At 60.1% G+C, this 16059-nt stretch carries 10 protein-coding genes; 3 read left to right on the top strand and 7 right to left on the bottom strand.

From position 1 onward, the window contains the following. Positions 1 to 140: 140 nt before the first annotated feature. Entirely contained in the window at positions 141 to 4580 is a 4440-nt protein-coding gene (locus tag FHW64_RS26915; protein ID WP_184531297.1) for an AAA family ATPase, read from the bottom strand. Positions 4581 to 5659: 1079 nt separating this feature from the next. Here FHW64_RS26915 and FHW64_RS26910 point away from each other — a divergent pair. Beyond that, the gene (locus FHW64_RS26910) at positions 5660 to 6937 is read left to right on the top strand and encodes a Shedu immune nuclease family protein (RefSeq protein WP_184531296.1); all 1278 of its coding nucleotides are present in this window, start codon (positions 5660 to 5662) and stop codon (positions 6935 to 6937) included. Between the two features lie 173 nt (positions 6938 to 7110). Then, positions 7111 to 8856: a hypothetical protein gene (locus FHW64_RS26905; protein WP_184531295.1), complete on the top strand. Its 1746-nt coding sequence runs from the start codon at positions 7111 to 7113 to the stop codon at positions 8854 to 8856. A 540-nt stretch (positions 8857 to 9396) separates the two neighbouring features. Here FHW64_RS26905 and FHW64_RS26900 read toward each other — a convergent pair. The 6 genes from FHW64_RS26900 to FHW64_RS26875 all read right to left on the bottom strand — a co-directional run bounded on the left by FHW64_RS26900 (position 9397) and on the right by FHW64_RS26875 (position 15112). Further along, a complete protein-coding gene (locus FHW64_RS26900; protein ID WP_260306385.1) occupies positions 9397 to 10875 on the bottom strand; it encodes a CsgG/HfaB family protein in 1479 nt (492 codons plus the stop codon). Between the two features lie 25 nt (positions 10876 to 10900). Beyond that, positions 10901 to 11563, bottom strand: coding sequence for a hypothetical protein (locus tag FHW64_RS26895; protein ID WP_184531294.1), 663 nt, complete (start codon positions 11561 to 11563; stop codon positions 10901 to 10903). Positions 11564 to 11606: 43 nt separating this feature from the next. Next, positions 11607 to 12737: a hypothetical protein gene (locus tag FHW64_RS26890; RefSeq protein ID WP_260306384.1), complete on the bottom strand. Its 1131-nt coding sequence runs from the start codon at positions 12735 to 12737 to the stop codon at positions 11607 to 11609. Next, a complete protein-coding gene (locus FHW64_RS26885) occupies positions 12734 to 13912 on the bottom strand; it encodes a hypothetical protein (protein ID WP_260306383.1) in 1179 nt (392 codons plus the stop codon). Before FHW64_RS26885 ends, FHW64_RS26890 begins: the two co-directional genes overlap by 4 nt. A gap of 304 nt (positions 13913 to 14216) precedes the next feature. Next, on the bottom strand, positions 14217 to 14753 hold the full coding sequence (locus FHW64_RS26880; RefSeq protein WP_184531292.1) for a hypothetical protein: 537 nt from the start codon (positions 14751 to 14753) through the stop codon (positions 14217 to 14219). 11 nt (positions 14754 to 14764) lie between these two features. Next, positions 14765 to 15112 (bottom strand): winged helix-turn-helix domain-containing protein, encoded by a 348-nt coding sequence (locus FHW64_RS26875; protein WP_184531291.1) that lies wholly within the window; start codon positions 15110 to 15112, stop codon positions 14765 to 14767. A 703-nt stretch (positions 15113 to 15815) separates the two neighbouring features. Here FHW64_RS26875 and FHW64_RS26870 point away from each other — a divergent pair. Next, positions 15816 to 16022 (top strand): hypothetical protein, encoded by a 207-nt coding sequence (locus tag FHW64_RS26870; RefSeq protein WP_184531290.1) that lies wholly within the window; start codon positions 15816 to 15818, stop codon positions 16020 to 16022. The last annotated feature ends 37 nt before the right edge of the window (positions 16023 to 16059 follow it).

The following is a 16059-nucleotide window of genomic DNA, read 5'->3' as shown; positions in this document are numbered from 1 at the left end:
TTGTCCAGCCACGCAAGCGTGGACGAGGTTGGTCAAAGCGCGATAGCCCGTCGAAGACCTGCTTCTCCTTCAATACGATTCTGTCCAGAAGTGCTTGATCTGGCGAGGCAGAACTAAGCACATCGTGCGCGCTGAGACTTTCAGCCAACGGCATCCTCCGATCTACCCCTACTCGGTGACTGGTCGTCGGCCATTAGAGCGAACATCGATTTGATTTCGACATCCGAAATGTCACTAGCCGCATCCTGCGGGCCAGCCTGCTGGTAAGGATCGCTGTCTTCTTCGCTTTCCCGCTCTACAAGAGATTCTCGGCGCTTCTGAATGCCGAGCGTCAGCGCAGCATCGACGGGAACGCCATACGTCTTTGTCGCAAAAGAAAGTTCCTCGCTAAGTGAGTCGAGTTCCTGGCTGGACGAGACGTCCGCGAGCTTCTCCTCCATGCCAGCAATGAAGCTTCGCAGAGCGTCGGCCGCCGCGCTCCGAACTATGTCTTGATCAGCAAGGAGTTCAAGTGCACTAGCAATGCTGGAAATGTTCTCGATGGCCAAGTCATCGCCAGCCCTCGATAGCATGTTCGACGCTGCGGTAGTCAAGGCCTCGCGGGTCAGATCAAGAACCTCATCCGTCCGAGGTATGAGCCGCTTCAGCTGCCGTAAAGAAAACAGACAATCGTAGTGATCTCTGGGTTCGATTCCTTGCAAGGCCAAATCACTGACTACCCCGTCAAGGAGGTTCTGGATGTGCAGACCGGGCAGATGTTCAATCATCTCCAAGATGTACCGCAGCGATTCGATCGCAGTCGTTCTCCTGTGCCCTTGAATGCGGCTCATCGCTGCAATCCACCGATCATGGCCATCAAATTGATTGCGGCACACGGCGATGTTTGTTCTGAAGAAGATCCAGGCGCTTCGAAACTCGGCCATCGTCGACACAGATAGGACGACAACTGGAAGCAAATGGTCGTCGATGAAGACCTTGCTCAAGAAGTCTCGAATGCCAGGATTGGCGAAGGAAATCTCTTGGTCTCCGATCAGCACAAAGGACCCGCTCAACTCCTTCAGACCTGTACGGAAACGGGCAAGCGCGTCTGACGGGGCAACTTGGTAGCCTGCGTTTAGGGCTAAGCGCTTGAACAACTGGAAGCAGAGGTCTACTCCGATGTAGTAGCCGGTGAAGAAGATGGCCCACAACAGGCATCGTGCATCCGCGCTCAAGTGCGATCGATATGGCCGCTCCCACAACTCCGCGGGGTTGTTGAGAACGCGCAAAACCGTTGATTGGACGGAATCGTCGCCCACTGCATAGTAGTCCGCGGAAGTCAGCAACTCGATCAAACGGGGGCTGAAGTTCCGGTGGTCGATCATGTTGAGGAAGAAGTCGCCCTCAAGGAGTTTGGCCTTCTCTTCTTCGACCAGATCTGAGAAATAAATGTGGTTGAAGACGACCTTGGCTTTGATGATCCGCGTATATACCCCGACGTTCAGCACCATCTCGCTCGCCGCCACTCTTGGCGATGAGAGCTTGTCCGATTGGATCTGCGCCTGGTTGAGAAGATACAGCCGCGTGGTCAGGATAAAACGAAGATCCTTGTTGTTTCGAAGTCGATCCAAGAAAACCGGCAGACGTTGATCGACCTTTCCCAGCAGTTCGTTGGTCAGGCTGATCTGACCCAGGAAATCGTCGAGAAAGATCAGTCGCTTCTCGCCGGCCGTGCTGACTGCCATGGCCTCCTGCAGATCGTCCACGACAAAGACCTTCCAGTTCTGCTCCATGTGGAGCCAGAGCAACATTCGACCGAGGGTGGTCTTTCCGACGCCTGGCTCGCCCGCAATGATCAGCGCGCCACGATCTTCCAGGATCGTCTCTGCCTCGGCCACACTGGCGTTGTGCACAAACTTGGGAACAAGTTGCCTGATGCGGGCCAATTCAGCGTCGGTTCGGTTGTAGACCGCACTGTGCAAAATTCGCTCAAGGACCTCAGTACTGGTCAACCAAAGTTTGAAATGCTGACGAAGCACATCTGGATGGAGGCCCAGGAAGTTGTTCAGGTCCTCGCGACCTATCACATCTTCTTCACGGACCGGCGTGGACGGCATCGCTTGCAGAACTTTGCGTTTCAGTTCTGGGGTTAGAGAGAGAGACGTCACGAGGATGTACCGGCTCGGAGCCAGCTTCAGAACTTTTGAGTCCTCTTTAGTCGCGGCCCGGAGAAGGCTTCTCGCCCCACCCTCCACATGATGCTTGGCCTGTACCACCACATCCTGGTCCGCCATGGAGAAGCGGAAATCGATCCCGCCATCCTTTCCCGGGCCGAAGCTCTCCATCGTGATACCCAATTCCGCTTGCAGAAGATCACGCGCGAGCAGTTCAAAGTCGATCGGTGACAAAGTTCGAAAGTCGTACATATCGTCAAGCCTGGGTGGCTGCAATGCGAGTCGGTCAAGCGTATTGCCGTGACTGAAGTAGTGGACGATCTTTAGGATTCGCTTCGCACGCTCCACGCCGAACAGAATTTCGGCGCGCTCATCGACTTGTTCCGAGTCCTTTGGCCCAGGAAGTCTGGAGTAGGTGTAGAGCTCGATGAAACGCCTCATGGCGTTCGGCAGCAACATCAGCACTTCGTGGACAGTCTTATCGGGCGCCTTGTGGAAGCGGTGAATGACTTCAAACAGGAAGTGGTACTCGGACTGGTAGCGTGCGAGAGACGCAGGCATGTCTTCCAGGGTTGAAGACTTCTCGGCAATCCTTCTGATTAGAAATAGCCGCGCGCCTGCCTTGCTTGTAGCTGGCTTGATCTCCCTGAGCAGGTTGAAAAACTCGAAGTTGTGCGTGGAGATGAACAGTTGTTGGCATCGCGTCTGCCAAGGAGAGTTCTTGTCCTGCTGCTCGAAGAAGAGTGCTCGGATTGCCGCGGTCACCTGAAAAATGTGATTGGCGTCGAGGCTTGAGATGGGATCGTCGATGTAGACGATTGTCTCCTTGAATTCCGCTGGCTTAATCTCCTGCAACTTTGTCAGGAAGTACGAGAATGCAACAGCCGTTCGCTCGCCGTCGCTTAAATTCTTGGCAATGGCTCCCGTCTTCCGAACCAACTGAAATCGATCCTGACCTGCCCCATCCTTGACGACCTGGATCTGGATTGCCTCACTACCCAGCATGGACGCTAGGCGCTCGTTGATCTTTTCTCGACCTTGTTGTGCTTTACTGATCTGTGCCTGCAGGTGGTCTATCTCAGGTCGGAGTCTTGCGGCATAGGCCTTCAGACGATCAGAGCGCTTGGCGAGCCTCGTCTTCTGTTGCTCCAGGCCTGTGGCAACCTGATCGTCCACATACTGCTGGACGTAGTGGTATCGAACCAATTTCAACGAATCAGCTTTGGCCTTCTCGAAGTTCGCGGCCAATTCATTGTTCTGCTTGATGAGGAGGTTGACCGCCGAAGCCGCGTCCCTTATGTCCTTTTCCAGGCCAGCGGCCAACGGTGCGGGCATCATGGACTTGCGGGAATCGTCTGCCTTGCGTTGCACTTCATCAGCGAGATTCCTCACCGCCCGGTTGAATGCATCTATGGCACTGGGCAGTGCTTCGGTGGCTGCGGCGTAGGCTTCGCGAAACTGGGCGTTGAGTTCAGCTGGCTTGGGCCAATTTAGGCTGAAGGCGGCCACCTTCACACGCGCAAGGAGACCGTTAACCCGCTCATTGTGATCCGACAGATCCTTTGAAAAGTGCGCGCGAAACGCTGCGAGGCGATCCTGAGACAAGTCGTTGCCGCAGAACTCGCACGGTCCCGACCCGGGATGCAGGGCCAGGCCTTCTTTGACCCAACGTTCAACAGCAGGATTTTCCTCAAGGTACTTGACGGTATTGAAGAGGCTTGGTATCGCCGCCAGAACCGCGACGGCCTCCTTGTGTAGAACATCGATCGACGGTTCAGCACGCAGTTCCTCGACCGTGTTCGGCCTCTTGGAACTGGGCGTCAGAGCAAGTTCAGTGGCATCCGCGAGTTCCTTCTCCGCGAGGACCGGGAGTTCTAGGACGTCGACTGCAACGACGTCCTGGGCGAGATGTGTGGCTGTATAGGGGTCGACCTTCAGGTGTTGGCGGATGAACTTCGCGGTGTCCGTTTTGGTCTGCGCTATCCGCAACTTCAGATCTTCGACCTTGCCGTTCAGACTCCGCTGGACCTCGTCGGATCGCTTGATCCGCTTGCTCAACTCGTCGATCTTTCGTTGTGCTTCCTCGGATTCCTTCCCGAGCAATAGGATGGGGTTGAAGCTCCCGCCATCGAAGTGCAGATTTGATCGGACGAAATCCGAATTAAAGACGCGGACCGACAGACTGCATCGATTGAAGTTCTTCTCCGTGATCGAATCACCTGCAGTATCAAACGTGAACTCGCATCCGCTCAGATCGGGATTAGCCGCCTTGGTCTCAAGCTGGGCGAACAGTCGGGAGAGTGTGGTCTTCCCGGAGTAATTCCAGCCGTAGATGAGATTCTTGATTCCGAACTCTTGTGTGCCCGCTGGCTTGCTGTAACTCTGATAGACGCCGAGCCCCTTGATTCTTTCGATGCTTTTCAGCATGTCACCATCCTCAAATATCGACGCAGGATTACCTCAGTCTTGGTGACTCCCGCGCGGAGGCAAAGAAGACGTATCCTTGCCATGCGCACCCGTCCGTTGGTTGACTGGTTGAGGGTGCAAGTACGTCTTACCCAGCCGAGATCGGCATTGGGCGTGTCGCTACGAATCACACTCCCTTTGTTAGAAAAGCCCTTACCCTCATCCATCCTCTGGGGCGCTCGATACGCTGCGGTAGTCGCAGTGCTAGCTAGCAGCGATGGCTCAATGCGCGAGGTCCTTGAGTGCGGCGCAGGCTGGGGGGCAGGCGACATCGAAGTTGCCGATTGCATAACCTTGGCGTAGAACGCGCCGCGGTTCGGGCACACAGCAGCTTCGGAGTAATTGGGCTCTGCGACATGCTCACATTTCAAGCACCTCTGCGACATCTTCATCGATCCTCTCGCTCCACAAGATTTGTGCGCGAAGCCTAGCCGGAGATCAAGAGATGCGTTTGTGAAGGATTCACGTATGTTGCATTTTTGTGCGCTAGCTTTGGCGGGCGCTGTGGGCCCCACCTCGCAGGATTCTTCAGCCTCTTGAGCTAAGGCAGTCTGGGGACTTGAGGCCCGCAGCCAGTGTTGAGCAAAGCCTTGCGGGCGACCTGGCGTGCCTCTTCCGCTACTCGCGCTGAATTTGACGTGAGGCCCTGGTGGCTCAGGTTCCGCAAGCGGTCAGGTCTGAAGCAGCCCTCTCGGAAGTTCGTCTGCAACTTGTTATCAGGAAAACCTAGCTTCGGGAGAGGCTAGTGTCTGCAAACTGTCTGCAGTTGCCAGAAGCATCGGACATGGCGCCGCCGCTGGCGTAGGGGTTGAAGCGGCCAAGAGTCATAGTTGCCGAGGCAAGTGTTTAACCTACCAATCAACTGATCGCAACTTCATCCGCGTGAGGTCAGCCCTTAGGTTCGCGACGACTCGCGAGTCACCGATCAGGCCGACAACAGGCCATCCAGGGGATCCGCAGCCGATCAAACACCCTTCCCGATGACCCCGGAGACATCGACGCGGCTGGCTACGAGGGAGACCCGCGGCCGAGAATGGACTATGCCCCAACCTGCTGTTGAGCTCGAGATTTCAGACAACGAGCTCCGTCTCGTCTACCGACCACGCGATGGCACCAGCTGGGTTCGGGAGAGGTTCGAGCGCGGCGACGGACTCCTATTAAAGGGCACGTTCCACCTCACGCCGCAGGACCTCGTCGAAGACGCTGCAGAAGAGGCGGCCAGCGTGGCCAGCGATGACGAGATCCAGTGGGTCGACGATGATCGATTGGTATTTGCCGTCGCCATCGCAGACGGTGAGTACTTCCGTTTCAAGCCGGAAGTCCTTGGATTCGAGACGCCGGTCCTGCTGCACCGAGATGCGCAGCCCGATTGGAAGTGGTTCAGTGCCGAACGCAAGGTCTCCATCCTGGGCGTCATCGAGAGCCTCGGTCTCGAGAGCATCGTCATCGGCGGCCCGAATCCGGAAGCCATCCCGATCCCGGAGTACGAACGGTTGCTCAAACAGTTCCCGACGCCGCACGAACTGCGACGCTATGTGCAGGCTCGCGTCGGAACTGTGGTTCGCCAGTACACCGAGCCGGCGATCGACGCCGAAGCGCTGCTGAACGCCTATGTCGACAGGCGGACAACGGCAATCGAGCCCAACCTCGAGGCGCCCTTTCGCCAATTCGATGTCGCCAAGTACGCCCTTGCCCTGCACCGGCTTCAAGCGATGCTGGCCAATGAGATGGGGACTTCGGAGGCGCAGTGGCAACTGGAGATCGTGGAGATCGTGGAGATCATCCTGCTGCTGAATCCCAGGTACATCAAAGCCTTCACCGAGGTCAGGCTCCTGGATGCCGACGCATCGACCTGGCGGCGAATCGACATCCTGCTGGTCGATGCGTCTGGCAATGTCGACGTCATCGAGATCAAGAGGCCGATGGGCAAACCCATCATGCTGCCGGCTCTCTACCGCGACCACCACCTGCCGATGCGCGATCTGATCGGTGCCATGGGTCAGGTTACGCACTATCTGAGGCACCTGAACCGATGGGGGCCGACTGGCGAGAACTATCTGACCCGGCTCCTCGGATCCCAGCTGCCTGCGGGCTTCAGGATCCGAATCGTCAACCCCTCGGGCATCGTGATCATGGGGCGCGGCAACACACTGTCCGACGCACAGCGGCGCGAGTTCGAAGTGCTACGTCGCGACTCCAAGGGCGTTGTCGACATCTTGACCTACGATGACCTGTTGGCGCGGCTCCAGGCGGTCCTGGATCAGCTGCGTGGGGGCCCTGCCGTCAGCGCGGCACCAGCGGTTTCGCCGACCGAATAGGTGAGGTTGGTCACGACGATCCCTCCCGGTCCGGCGAGACCGTGGCCTGGACCTTTGCGCGCGAAATCGGCCTGACCGAGCGCGGCGGGGCTGCAGCACGGCGCCCTGCGCGGGTTGAACGTCCGGCGCGCTGTGCCACTCACCCGGCCACAGACGCCTGCATACACTCGGTCATGCCGATCGATTACCTAGCCACATTCCCTGTGCCTCAACAACTCCTGCCGGAGAGGTTGCGCCGCTTGCTCTCCCCGATCGGCTTGGACCCACAGGAGCGTGTCGAGGTCAGCGCCCTGTCGGAGGGCAAAGACGTGAGCGAAGAGGTGGTGCACCTTGTCATGGCCGCTGTGCCAGAGGCGGCTGTCGACACTCTTGAGGTGCTCGAGGCCGGCAGCAATGGCGTCGTCTCGTTCTCGGTGCCCACGCTGCGCGGGAAGGGCAGCTGTGCTGGGTTCGCGCCTTCTGTGTCCGGCCATGACTACATCGTCGCCTCTTGGGGTGGCGGCTCCTTCTATACCTACAGCTTGGCCGAGAAGGTCTGGATGGCCCTCGGACTCAGCGTCTCATGCATCGGAAACAACGAGCAGCGCCTGGTTTATGACGACCTTGGTCTCCCAGAGTTCGGTGTGGCAGATGGCGAGGTTTCGGCCAACTACTACTGGGAGGTATCGCGCAACGTGATCTGGCGGATGTCCAACGAGTACCTTCGCAAGTACCTGTGGATGCGGGGCGCAGTCGGTGTCCGTTCGTTCTACTACTCAGCGGTACTGCCGGAAACCCCTGAACTTGTGGAGTTGATGGCGGGCAAGGAATACTTTGACCTGAAGGCCGAAGGCAAGTGGTGCGATGGTGACATCCGCAAGGACGAACGCGGCCTCCTCCTGCAGGTCTGGGCCACCGTCGCGGCGGTATCTTGCGAGCTGTGCCTGGAACAGACAGCCGAAGGCCTCGTGTGGCCAGGCCTCGACGGCCCGATGACGCACGCACGTGCGAACGCGCAACTCCACGGTGGCAGCATCTACCTCGATGACCGGTTCCTTGAGCGGTATGAACAGAGCTCCTTCTACGAAAGCATGCCCAACCGCTACGGCGACACCAATCCGTCCTACCTAGGCCAGTGGGCGTTCTCAGACTGCGTACGCGTCGGTCGCAACCTGATCCGTGTTCCGATTCGGGCGCTGTACAAGCCCAAGCCAGACCGAGAGATCGTCCATGCCCATCACTGCGTCGTCGATGGGGGGCGCGTTGCCGGGGCAGACCTCGCCGAGGAGCACGTCGTTGCCAAGACGAAGCGCCTGTTGGACCAGATCCTCGATCTTGGCGACCGCCTCTCCAAGCTCGGCGAGGCTGTTGGAATTCCCAAAGGGGCAGCCGAACTGGTCGGGTTCTCCCGCGCGGAGATCGAAGCCAACTGGTGGACCACCTATCCACAACTGTGCCGCCTGGCGCAGGTGGCGCCATTGAGCATGACGCAGCAGGCGTTCCTTGCGCGATGCAAGAGCCTGCATGAGGTATGGCAACGCGTGCCGGATGGCTTCATGCGCCAGTTGTTGCGCAAGGCAGGGTGCCCGGCCGAGAAGGTGAAGGGGCTGGGCAGCCTCAAGCTGCTTCAGGGGCTACTCAACATCGTGGAGCAGTTGGATACTCAGCAGGAGTCTGTCGACGCGTTCGTCCGCGACGTCGAGCCCGAAACCTGGGCGGAGAAGAACGACCGCATGGCGCCGCTGTTCCTGACGAACGATCTGCGGATTGCCGACGCTCATGAGTCGTTCGGTCAAGCGCTGGCGACCCTACAGGCACTGGGCTTCGACACCGCAACGGTGAATCAAGGCTATGGAAGAGCGCTTGACTTTGTTTTCGATGGCGTCATCGGCGCGTTTGAAGCGGTCAACGGCTCCATCGCAAGTTTGCTGGCACGCTGATGCCGACGCGGGCTCTGCGAGAGTCCAGAATGAAGTCCATGGGGAATTTCTGGCGTCGATCGTCGTGAATCAGTCCATCTGACTAGCGATGAACCTGCAGCTCCTGCAGCTACCTACTGGAGTGCCGAGGGTGCAGCTTCGGGCAGCTTTGAGGCGTCAAGATTAGTACAGCCAATGCCTCTTCAGGGCACGTTTCGGCCGCACGCTGTGTCAGGACTGACGAAATGCCAGCAAGCAACATGCGTGTGCGCTCTTGGCCGAAGCAGTCCTTGACCACTGGATGCGCGACCGGCAGCTCGCCGTCCTAAACGGGCTTTGTGGTCGACCTGGCATGACTTCGCCCGCAACGCGGGGCAAAGCAGTCCTAATCGCGCGACGGTCCGAAGGACCGCAACCAGTCTGAACTACCCCTAGCTTCGACTCTGCTCCCTACGAAGCACCGCATAGGTGAGCGACCGCTTTGCTACGCCGAACTTCACGCGCCACGGATACCGGTCACGTTGACATCAGGATGCGAAGCGCCACAACGAAAACCCGCAACTACCATTTGTCGTCATCTTTGCTCGCGCCTCCCGGCTGCTGTTGCTGTGCCGGGGACTTGCGTTGTGCGGACGGTTTCGCTACCGAAGATGTAGTCGGGGGTGCGGAGACCGTTGCAACGGCATCGGCCGTCCCTGCGGAGGCGACCGATCCTTCAGCAGCCGCGGCAGCCGCAGCCTTGGCCACTGCGCCAGCCCCTGCAAGCTGTTCGCGCAACTGCAGTCCACCTGCTGGCAACTGCTCAAGGTTCGAACGGACGTTCTCAAGACGTCCATATGACAGATTGGGCGTCACGCGCTCCACCACCAGCTCGCAGCACGGCGATTCGACGCGCCCGAGGCTCTGCCCTGTCTGCGGGTCCTTCATCTCGGTGCCCATCGTCACCATGGCGTAGCGTGCGCCTTCCTTCAGCGCCTGCCCACCCTGGCTCAGAACGACGTTCGTGCCATCCAGCGCGACCACGGTCACAGGGAAGGTTCGACGCAGCACCGATGCGACCACCTGGTTCACGAGATCCGTGCTCATGTCTTCCAGCACCTTGCCGGAATCAATCCCCTGGCTCAGCGTCGTCGCTGCAGTGGACGGCACCATGCCGCGCAACGAATCAGACGCGACGACCTGGCGTGTCGCCACATTGACCAGCTTCTCCGAGATGGCCCACCCACCCGAGTAGCTCACGAGCTCGCGGTCGCTCGTCTTCAACTGCCGCGCGTGCCGGTTGTAGGCTAGGTTGCTCACTCGTGCGCTCCACACGAGATCGGCACTCGCGGCTTGAGACAGTTTCGCAAGCTCGGCGCTGGGCGCCTGGCCCGATGAAATCATGTCGAGTTCGCGCTCGATCTCCGGGCTGAACTCCCGATCGAGCACGGCGAAGCGTCCGGTCTGCACCAGCGCATCGCTGATGCGTTGCCGAAGCGTCGCCCCAACCTCCGCGGCCGACACGGATCGGTTGCCCATCGGCAGGCTCGCGCCGTCGAAGCGGATCGGCCCCACCACCACTTTGAGCTTCTGCATGTCCGCAGAGGGCGTGAACTTGGCGATCTGCGCCTCGATGGTCGCCTTGTAGCGCTTGCCACCAATCACGGATGGCTCCTGCAACTCGATCATCCTGAAGTTCTGGATCACCCCACCCGAGCGCTGCTTGACGACGTCCGCAAATGCATTGGCACGCAGGGACACCGCGTCCTGCCCGAGGCTCACATCCAGACCGTACTTGGCCGAGACGGTCGACGACTGGATAGCCGCACCGTTGACCTGCAGGATGGCCATCTTCATTGCCTCCGCGACTGCCTCGCCAGCCGTTGCACCGAAGCCTTCGGCCGTCGTCTTCTCGTTGGCGACTTTGCCGACGTCGGGTACCGGAGGCGCCACGTTGGTCGCTGCGGGTGGCGCTGGCTTCTCGGCGGGCGCCTCCTGCTTGCTACAGGCGGTCAGAACCATGGCGGTCGCGACCGCCGTCGCACAGAACAAATATCGCATCTGAAGTGCCTTGGTCCAGATCGAATCAGAGGGCAGCCAATGCTTGCGTCGCGTCCGTAGGCACCGGGATGTCATGGCTCTGCGCATACGAGATCGCGTTCTTCAATGCCGTGGACACATTGCCCATCGAGCCAGGGAAGTTCGACACCACATAGACCGCCGACTGGAGCTTGGGCAGCATCATGGGAGAGGCACTCGACAGGCTCGAGCCCATGTCCTTGACGTTCTTGCCCACGCCCACGTACTTGGTCACCCCAACGGCCAGGTTGGCCAGCCCATCCGTAAAGATGGCCTTGGATTTGGCATCCAGCACTGGCTGCTTGGCCAACTCCGCAGCCACCGCATCGGTCGAAGCGGACACCGCCTTGTTGGAGGCCTCCAGGCTGTCCTTGGTGGCGCCTTCGGTCAACGCATCGGAGGTTGCCTTCGAGGTGGCGGCCGCATCCTTGAGACCAAGCGCTTCGGCCATCTTGGCGTTCGCGTTGAGGACGTCCTTGTTCGCAGCGACGTAGTTGCGCACCAGCGCATCCTGCTGCACGCCGAGATCGGCGGACGGTGCCGAGCTGCCACCGCCAACAACGTTGGCGACGCCGGGAATCGACTTGAGCGAAAACTGGGCACTGGCCGTCCCCGTCAGCGCGAGCGCGAGGAAACCTGCAGCGACGAGGGAGGATGCGAGCTTGTTCATGTTGTTAGGTCCGTTCTTTTTGAAGTGAATGCGTTGTCGGGAATCACTGCACGCGCTGTGCAGTGACTTGGCTTGTGAGTTCGCGTGCCGCGTTGTTGGCGGCCAGCTTGAGGGCGTTGCCGCGGGCCTCGTCTTCCGACGGACCTACACCGGCGTACTGGACCGGACCCACGGATGCCTTGGTATCCGGGATGGTTTGGGTCATGTCGTAGATCTTGGCGTTCACGGTCACCGACACGCGCACGAGGCCCGTCGCTGGATCCTTGTCGGCCGCGCCGACATCGAGCGTTCCCAGTGCGACGTACGGAACATGGGCGGCGCGCATGCCCGAAGCGATCGATTGCAGCGTCGTGGACTTGAGGTCGTTGCCCGACTGGTAGTCGGCCTCCACATTGGCCACCTTGAACTGGCCGCCGGTCAGGGGCTCGATGAACGCTGCGTCCTTGACGCTGAAGCCGGCGCGCGTGAAGGTGGAGCTAAACACCTGATTGAGATTGGCACTGGGGATCAGGCGGTAGGTCGCTTCGCTGGACCGCTTCACGGTGCTTCCGCCCGTTTCGATGGTCCGGGTGCGGTTTGCGGCCAAGTCCGTCCGGGAGGCCGTAGATGCGTTGGTCTTGATCTGGCCGCCGCTCAGCGACTCGCCCTCAACGCCGTTCTGCGAGGTCGATTCGCTGACGCTGCCCTTCACGGATTCATCCACCCGCTTGAACACGCGGTCGTCGAAGGACTTCACCGAGGCAACCTGCCGCGACACGAAGACAAAGGCGAGCGGAGACTTCTCCCCTGCCCCGGCCTTGGCGACTGCCGAGTTTGACTTGACGAGGTTGCGCAGGTTCGCGACGTTCAGCGAGACGCGCACGGTCGCGGTGTACTGCTTCTTGTCCTTGTTGTCCTCTTCCGCCAGAACAGTCGATTCGAGGATGTAGCGATCGGGGTTCGCGAGGATCTTGTCGCGCACTGCGTCGAAGTTCTCGGACTCCGACTCACCCGCTTCAGCGTAGTAGAACTCCACCGCCTTGAGCTGCGCAGCCTGCGTGGCGCGCGCCTTGTCGTCGGCGCTGACGGACCAGCCCTGATAGTTCACCGAGGCCTTGCCGCGGGATTGTTGAACCTGGGCATTTGCCACCAGGGCGAAGGCGGCAATCGCCACCAGGAGGATGGAACGAATCATTTGCATTGGTCGAGGAGTTGTCTGGTTTTGAGGATTTGCGCTTCGATGTCGGGTGCGGCGGAGGCCGACTTCACCCACGTGTTGCCCTTGCCGGCCACTGCGTCCGACAGCTTGTGGAACATGCCGTTGAGGGAGTCGTAGTACGCGGGGAAGTCGTCGACGTAGGTCTGGGTCACTGGAACGACCTTGACCTCGCCGTTCTTGACCGGCGCGTTCATGTAGACCGTCCCGGAGAGTGGCTCCTCGATCTTCACGTTCGCGAAGGAGCCGTAGACATAGCTCGTGCCCGCGGCGGCCTCGCCGAACTTGACCTTCTTGAAGGCTGGGAAGTCGACGGAGATCTCATAGTCCGGCTTAGGCAGCGTGAGGGAGAACACTGTGCCGTCGGAGACGCGTAGCGGCATCACGCCGCCGATGGCGTAGCCCTGGGTGTAGGGAACGATCGGGACCCCGACTCGCGTCGAGATGGCTTCGCCCACCATGTCGGCAGCCCAAGTCTCGGCGACGCCTGGCGTGCCCTTGAGGTACGCAGGGAGCGCAGCAAGCATCTCGGGGGTCAGGCTCACCTTGGTCACCTTGACGAAGCGCGGCACCTGGGCGGGCACCGACGCCTTGGCGAGCACTGCGGCATAGCGGGCGAAGATGCCCGGCTTGCCGACCGCACCTTCGTAGACGTTCCGGACCCGGGCCAGCACCTCTTCATCGGTCGGATCGCGATCGAAGACATCGATGTAGGCGAAGCTCAGCGGATATGACCGAACGACGGTCATCGACTTGAAGTCGAAGAACAGCGCCTGACCCCGGATCAGCACGAAGAGCTTGCGCAGGTTGCCGAAGGATTCGACGGAGACCGTCTCCGAGCTCACAACCAGCGAGGTGACAAGTGCCTGGTCGCGCCCCTTGAGTTCGTCGATCTGCTCGGTCGTGACCTGCAGGCCTTCCGACGGTGCCTGGGCCACTGCCGCCTTGACCATGGCGTAGGCGTTCTGCCCGGACTTCGCGAGCGCGCTTTCATAGCGTCGCGAATAAGGAAAGCGCTGATCGAGCGAAGCAGCATCGCCGGCGAACGCCAGACCCGCCAGCGTCACATGGGTGGGCTGCGCCACGCATGCGAATGGAACGAACGTGGCAAGGGCCAGCGCCCCCGTCACAACGGCACGGAAGAATCCCGACAAATCCAGCCTCCTGCTTGGCAGCACAACCCTTCTTCATCGGCAGCTTGGTCCGAATGCTGAAGGGTTCCCTCGATGACTACGTGAAGTCGCCTTCGCAAATCAACGCAGTCGTTGCATTGCTTGCCAATTTGACAATTGTTTCCAAAAGTGTAATTGCTGCTGGCGCAGGTCGACGGACGACCGCGGGGCATTTTTCACATTCGTTTGCAGTTTGAACGGGAGGTGCCGCTGATGCTCATCGAGCTCATATGAACTCGATGACTACCGAGGAAGTCACAGGTCCGCAGCGAACAAGGCTGCTGGGCTATGCCTGACGGCGTGCGGCGATTTGATCGCCTACGGAGATGAGGGCTCGAAGCGTGTACAGGACGAGCAGGATCCCGAACAGATCGCCGATGAACATCGGCCCGATCCCCATCAGCGGATCCGGCATCAGGTCGACGATCCAGAAGAAGATGTTGTGTGGCACGGCATTGCATGCGGCCGCGAGGACCGACAGCTGGAAGAGCTTGCCCGGCGTGAGTCCTTGGAGCGACGCGGGCAACTGCAACCACCGGCGACCGATGTACATCGCTGCGACCGGACCGCCCGATGACAGGCAAGCCACGGCGATGGATTGCCATGGGGTCGCGAACGCATGGTTGGTCAGCAGTGCGCCGATCCACAGGCCGAGTGCCCCACGCATCCCGAAAAGCATCACGCTCAGGAGCCGGACCGCAGCAGGGACGAACACCCAACTGATGACGAGTGAGAGGCCCATGTACCCGAAGAGCCAGTCGTTGAACTTGAACAGGCCAACCCAAACGGCGACCGTGCCCAGGACCTGCAAGACAGTCGGCATCACGCTCGAATTCAACCGCGCGCCGCCGTGCTCAGGCACTTGCCGAGTCGGGCAAAGTAGTCCTCGGCGGCAGAGGTCGGGAGAACGTACTTGATCCGGCTGTCGCGTTCATCCTCGCGTAGCTCGATGAGGCCCTTCTCACGCAGCGACTTCAGGCGTCGGTGCACAGTGGTGGGCGACGAATCCGGCGCCAGTTCCATGGCCTGAAGGACTGGCACGCGCTCGCCCTTCGACCAGGCGACTGCAAGTCCGGTGAGGACCCGTTCCTCCACTGCATCAAGGGCCGGGAGCCCGCGAATGGCACTCACGAGATTGACGAACTTCAGGTAGGTCTGGGAGAGCTGCCGGGAATTCTTCATCGGTCGGAGTTGAGAGATGGAGGCAAGGTCGCAAGTATGCCTCTGTCGCACCTCTGGGTATCCCGTATCGCGGCAGCCATTCCTGAATCATGCTCCCTCATGGCACTTCTTCGCAGCAGCGGAAGTGGCCCTCAGTTCGCGATGCGCGAGCGTCGTCAACGCAGAGACCCTGCTGGCGGCCACGTCGGGCCCTCGCGAAGGGTAAGCTCCCATGCGATGAGCCCCGATTCGAACCTCCGCCCCACCCCTTCGATCTGGAGGCGCTTTTGGTCACCCGCGAGCCTGCTTGAAGTAGTTCGGGAAGGGACGCCGGCGGATGAGGCCGAAGCGCTAAGGCTTCGCAACGATGTCTGGCTCAGGACGTACATGGACATGTACATCCTCCGGTGGGGTGCGCTTTGGTTCTGCTCAGTCGTTCTGACGATCTTTGCCACGGACGACGGTGTGCCGATGGCACTTTTCATCGTCGCCCTCCTGGCCTCGATTGGGTCCTTTGGAGGGTTGGCGTCCATGGTCTGGACCTATCGCCGAGCAAGCAGCGCACTCAACGATCGAAACCAGCGCACCGATCGACGGTGAGCCGAAAACTTTCTGCTCGATCAAAGCGCGCCGCCTGTCAGGGCGGCCCTCCTCCGAATTGATGAGGCATCGGTTGTCCGAACGGCGCGCGTTCGCGGCACACTTGGCGAAAGAGACCATGACCATGTCGAGCTACCTTCCGCCCAGCCACCAGATCCTGAATGCCGCACGCGATGCCAGTGGAGGCGACATCGCGAGGGCGATGCGCTGGTATCGGACCGAGCCAATCGTTGCGCTCGAGTTCAAGACTGCTGAAAGGCTTGTAGCAGAGGGACGTGCGGGCGACGTGCTCCGCGCGATGAGCTTCCTGGAGGTTGGTCTCGGCAGGTAAGGTGCGAAGCCCCCGCGCTGTGACCGCCTCCGGCTGC

Source organism: Variovorax sp. Sphag1AA (assembly GCF_014192575.1).
GTDB lineage: Bacteria > Pseudomonadota > Gammaproteobacteria > Burkholderiales > Burkholderiaceae_C > Variovorax.
Note: the sequence above shows the minus strand (reverse complement) of the source record. Positions and strands in the feature narration are given on the sequence as shown.

What these genes read in the sequence shown, in the direction of transcription:
- FHW64_RS26915 (WP_184531297.1), bottom strand. Translation starts at nt 4,580, where the DNA reads ATGCTGAAAAGCATCGAAAGAATCAAGGGGCTCGGCGTCTATCAGAGT.
- FHW64_RS26910 (WP_184531296.1), top strand. Translation starts at nt 5,660, where the DNA reads ATGCCCCAACCTGCTGTTGAGCTCGAGATTTCAGACAACGAGCTCCGT.
- FHW64_RS26905 (WP_184531295.1), top strand. Translation starts at nt 7,111, where the DNA reads ATGCCGATCGATTACCTAGCCACATTCCCTGTGCCTCAACAACTCCTG.
- FHW64_RS26900 (WP_260306385.1), bottom strand. Translation starts at nt 10,875, where the DNA reads ATGCGATATTTGTTCTGTGCGACGGCGGTCGCGACCGCCATGGTTCTG.
- FHW64_RS26895 (WP_184531294.1), bottom strand. Translation starts at nt 11,563, where the DNA reads ATGAACAAGCTCGCATCCTCCCTCGTCGCTGCAGGTTTCCTCGCGCTC.
- FHW64_RS26890 (WP_260306384.1), bottom strand. Translation starts at nt 12,737, where the DNA reads ATGATTCGTTCCATCCTCCTGGTGGCGATTGCCGCCTTCGCCCTGGTG.
- FHW64_RS26880 (WP_184531292.1), bottom strand. Translation starts at nt 14,753, where the DNA reads ATGCCGACTGTCTTGCAGGTCCTGGGCACGGTCGCCGTTTGGGTTGGC.
- FHW64_RS26875 (WP_184531291.1), bottom strand. Translation starts at nt 15,112, where the DNA reads ATGAAGAATTCCCGGCAGCTCTCCCAGACCTACCTGAAGTTCGTCAAT.
- FHW64_RS26870 (WP_184531290.1), top strand. Translation starts at nt 15,816, where the DNA reads ATGTCGAGCTACCTTCCGCCCAGCCACCAGATCCTGAATGCCGCACGC.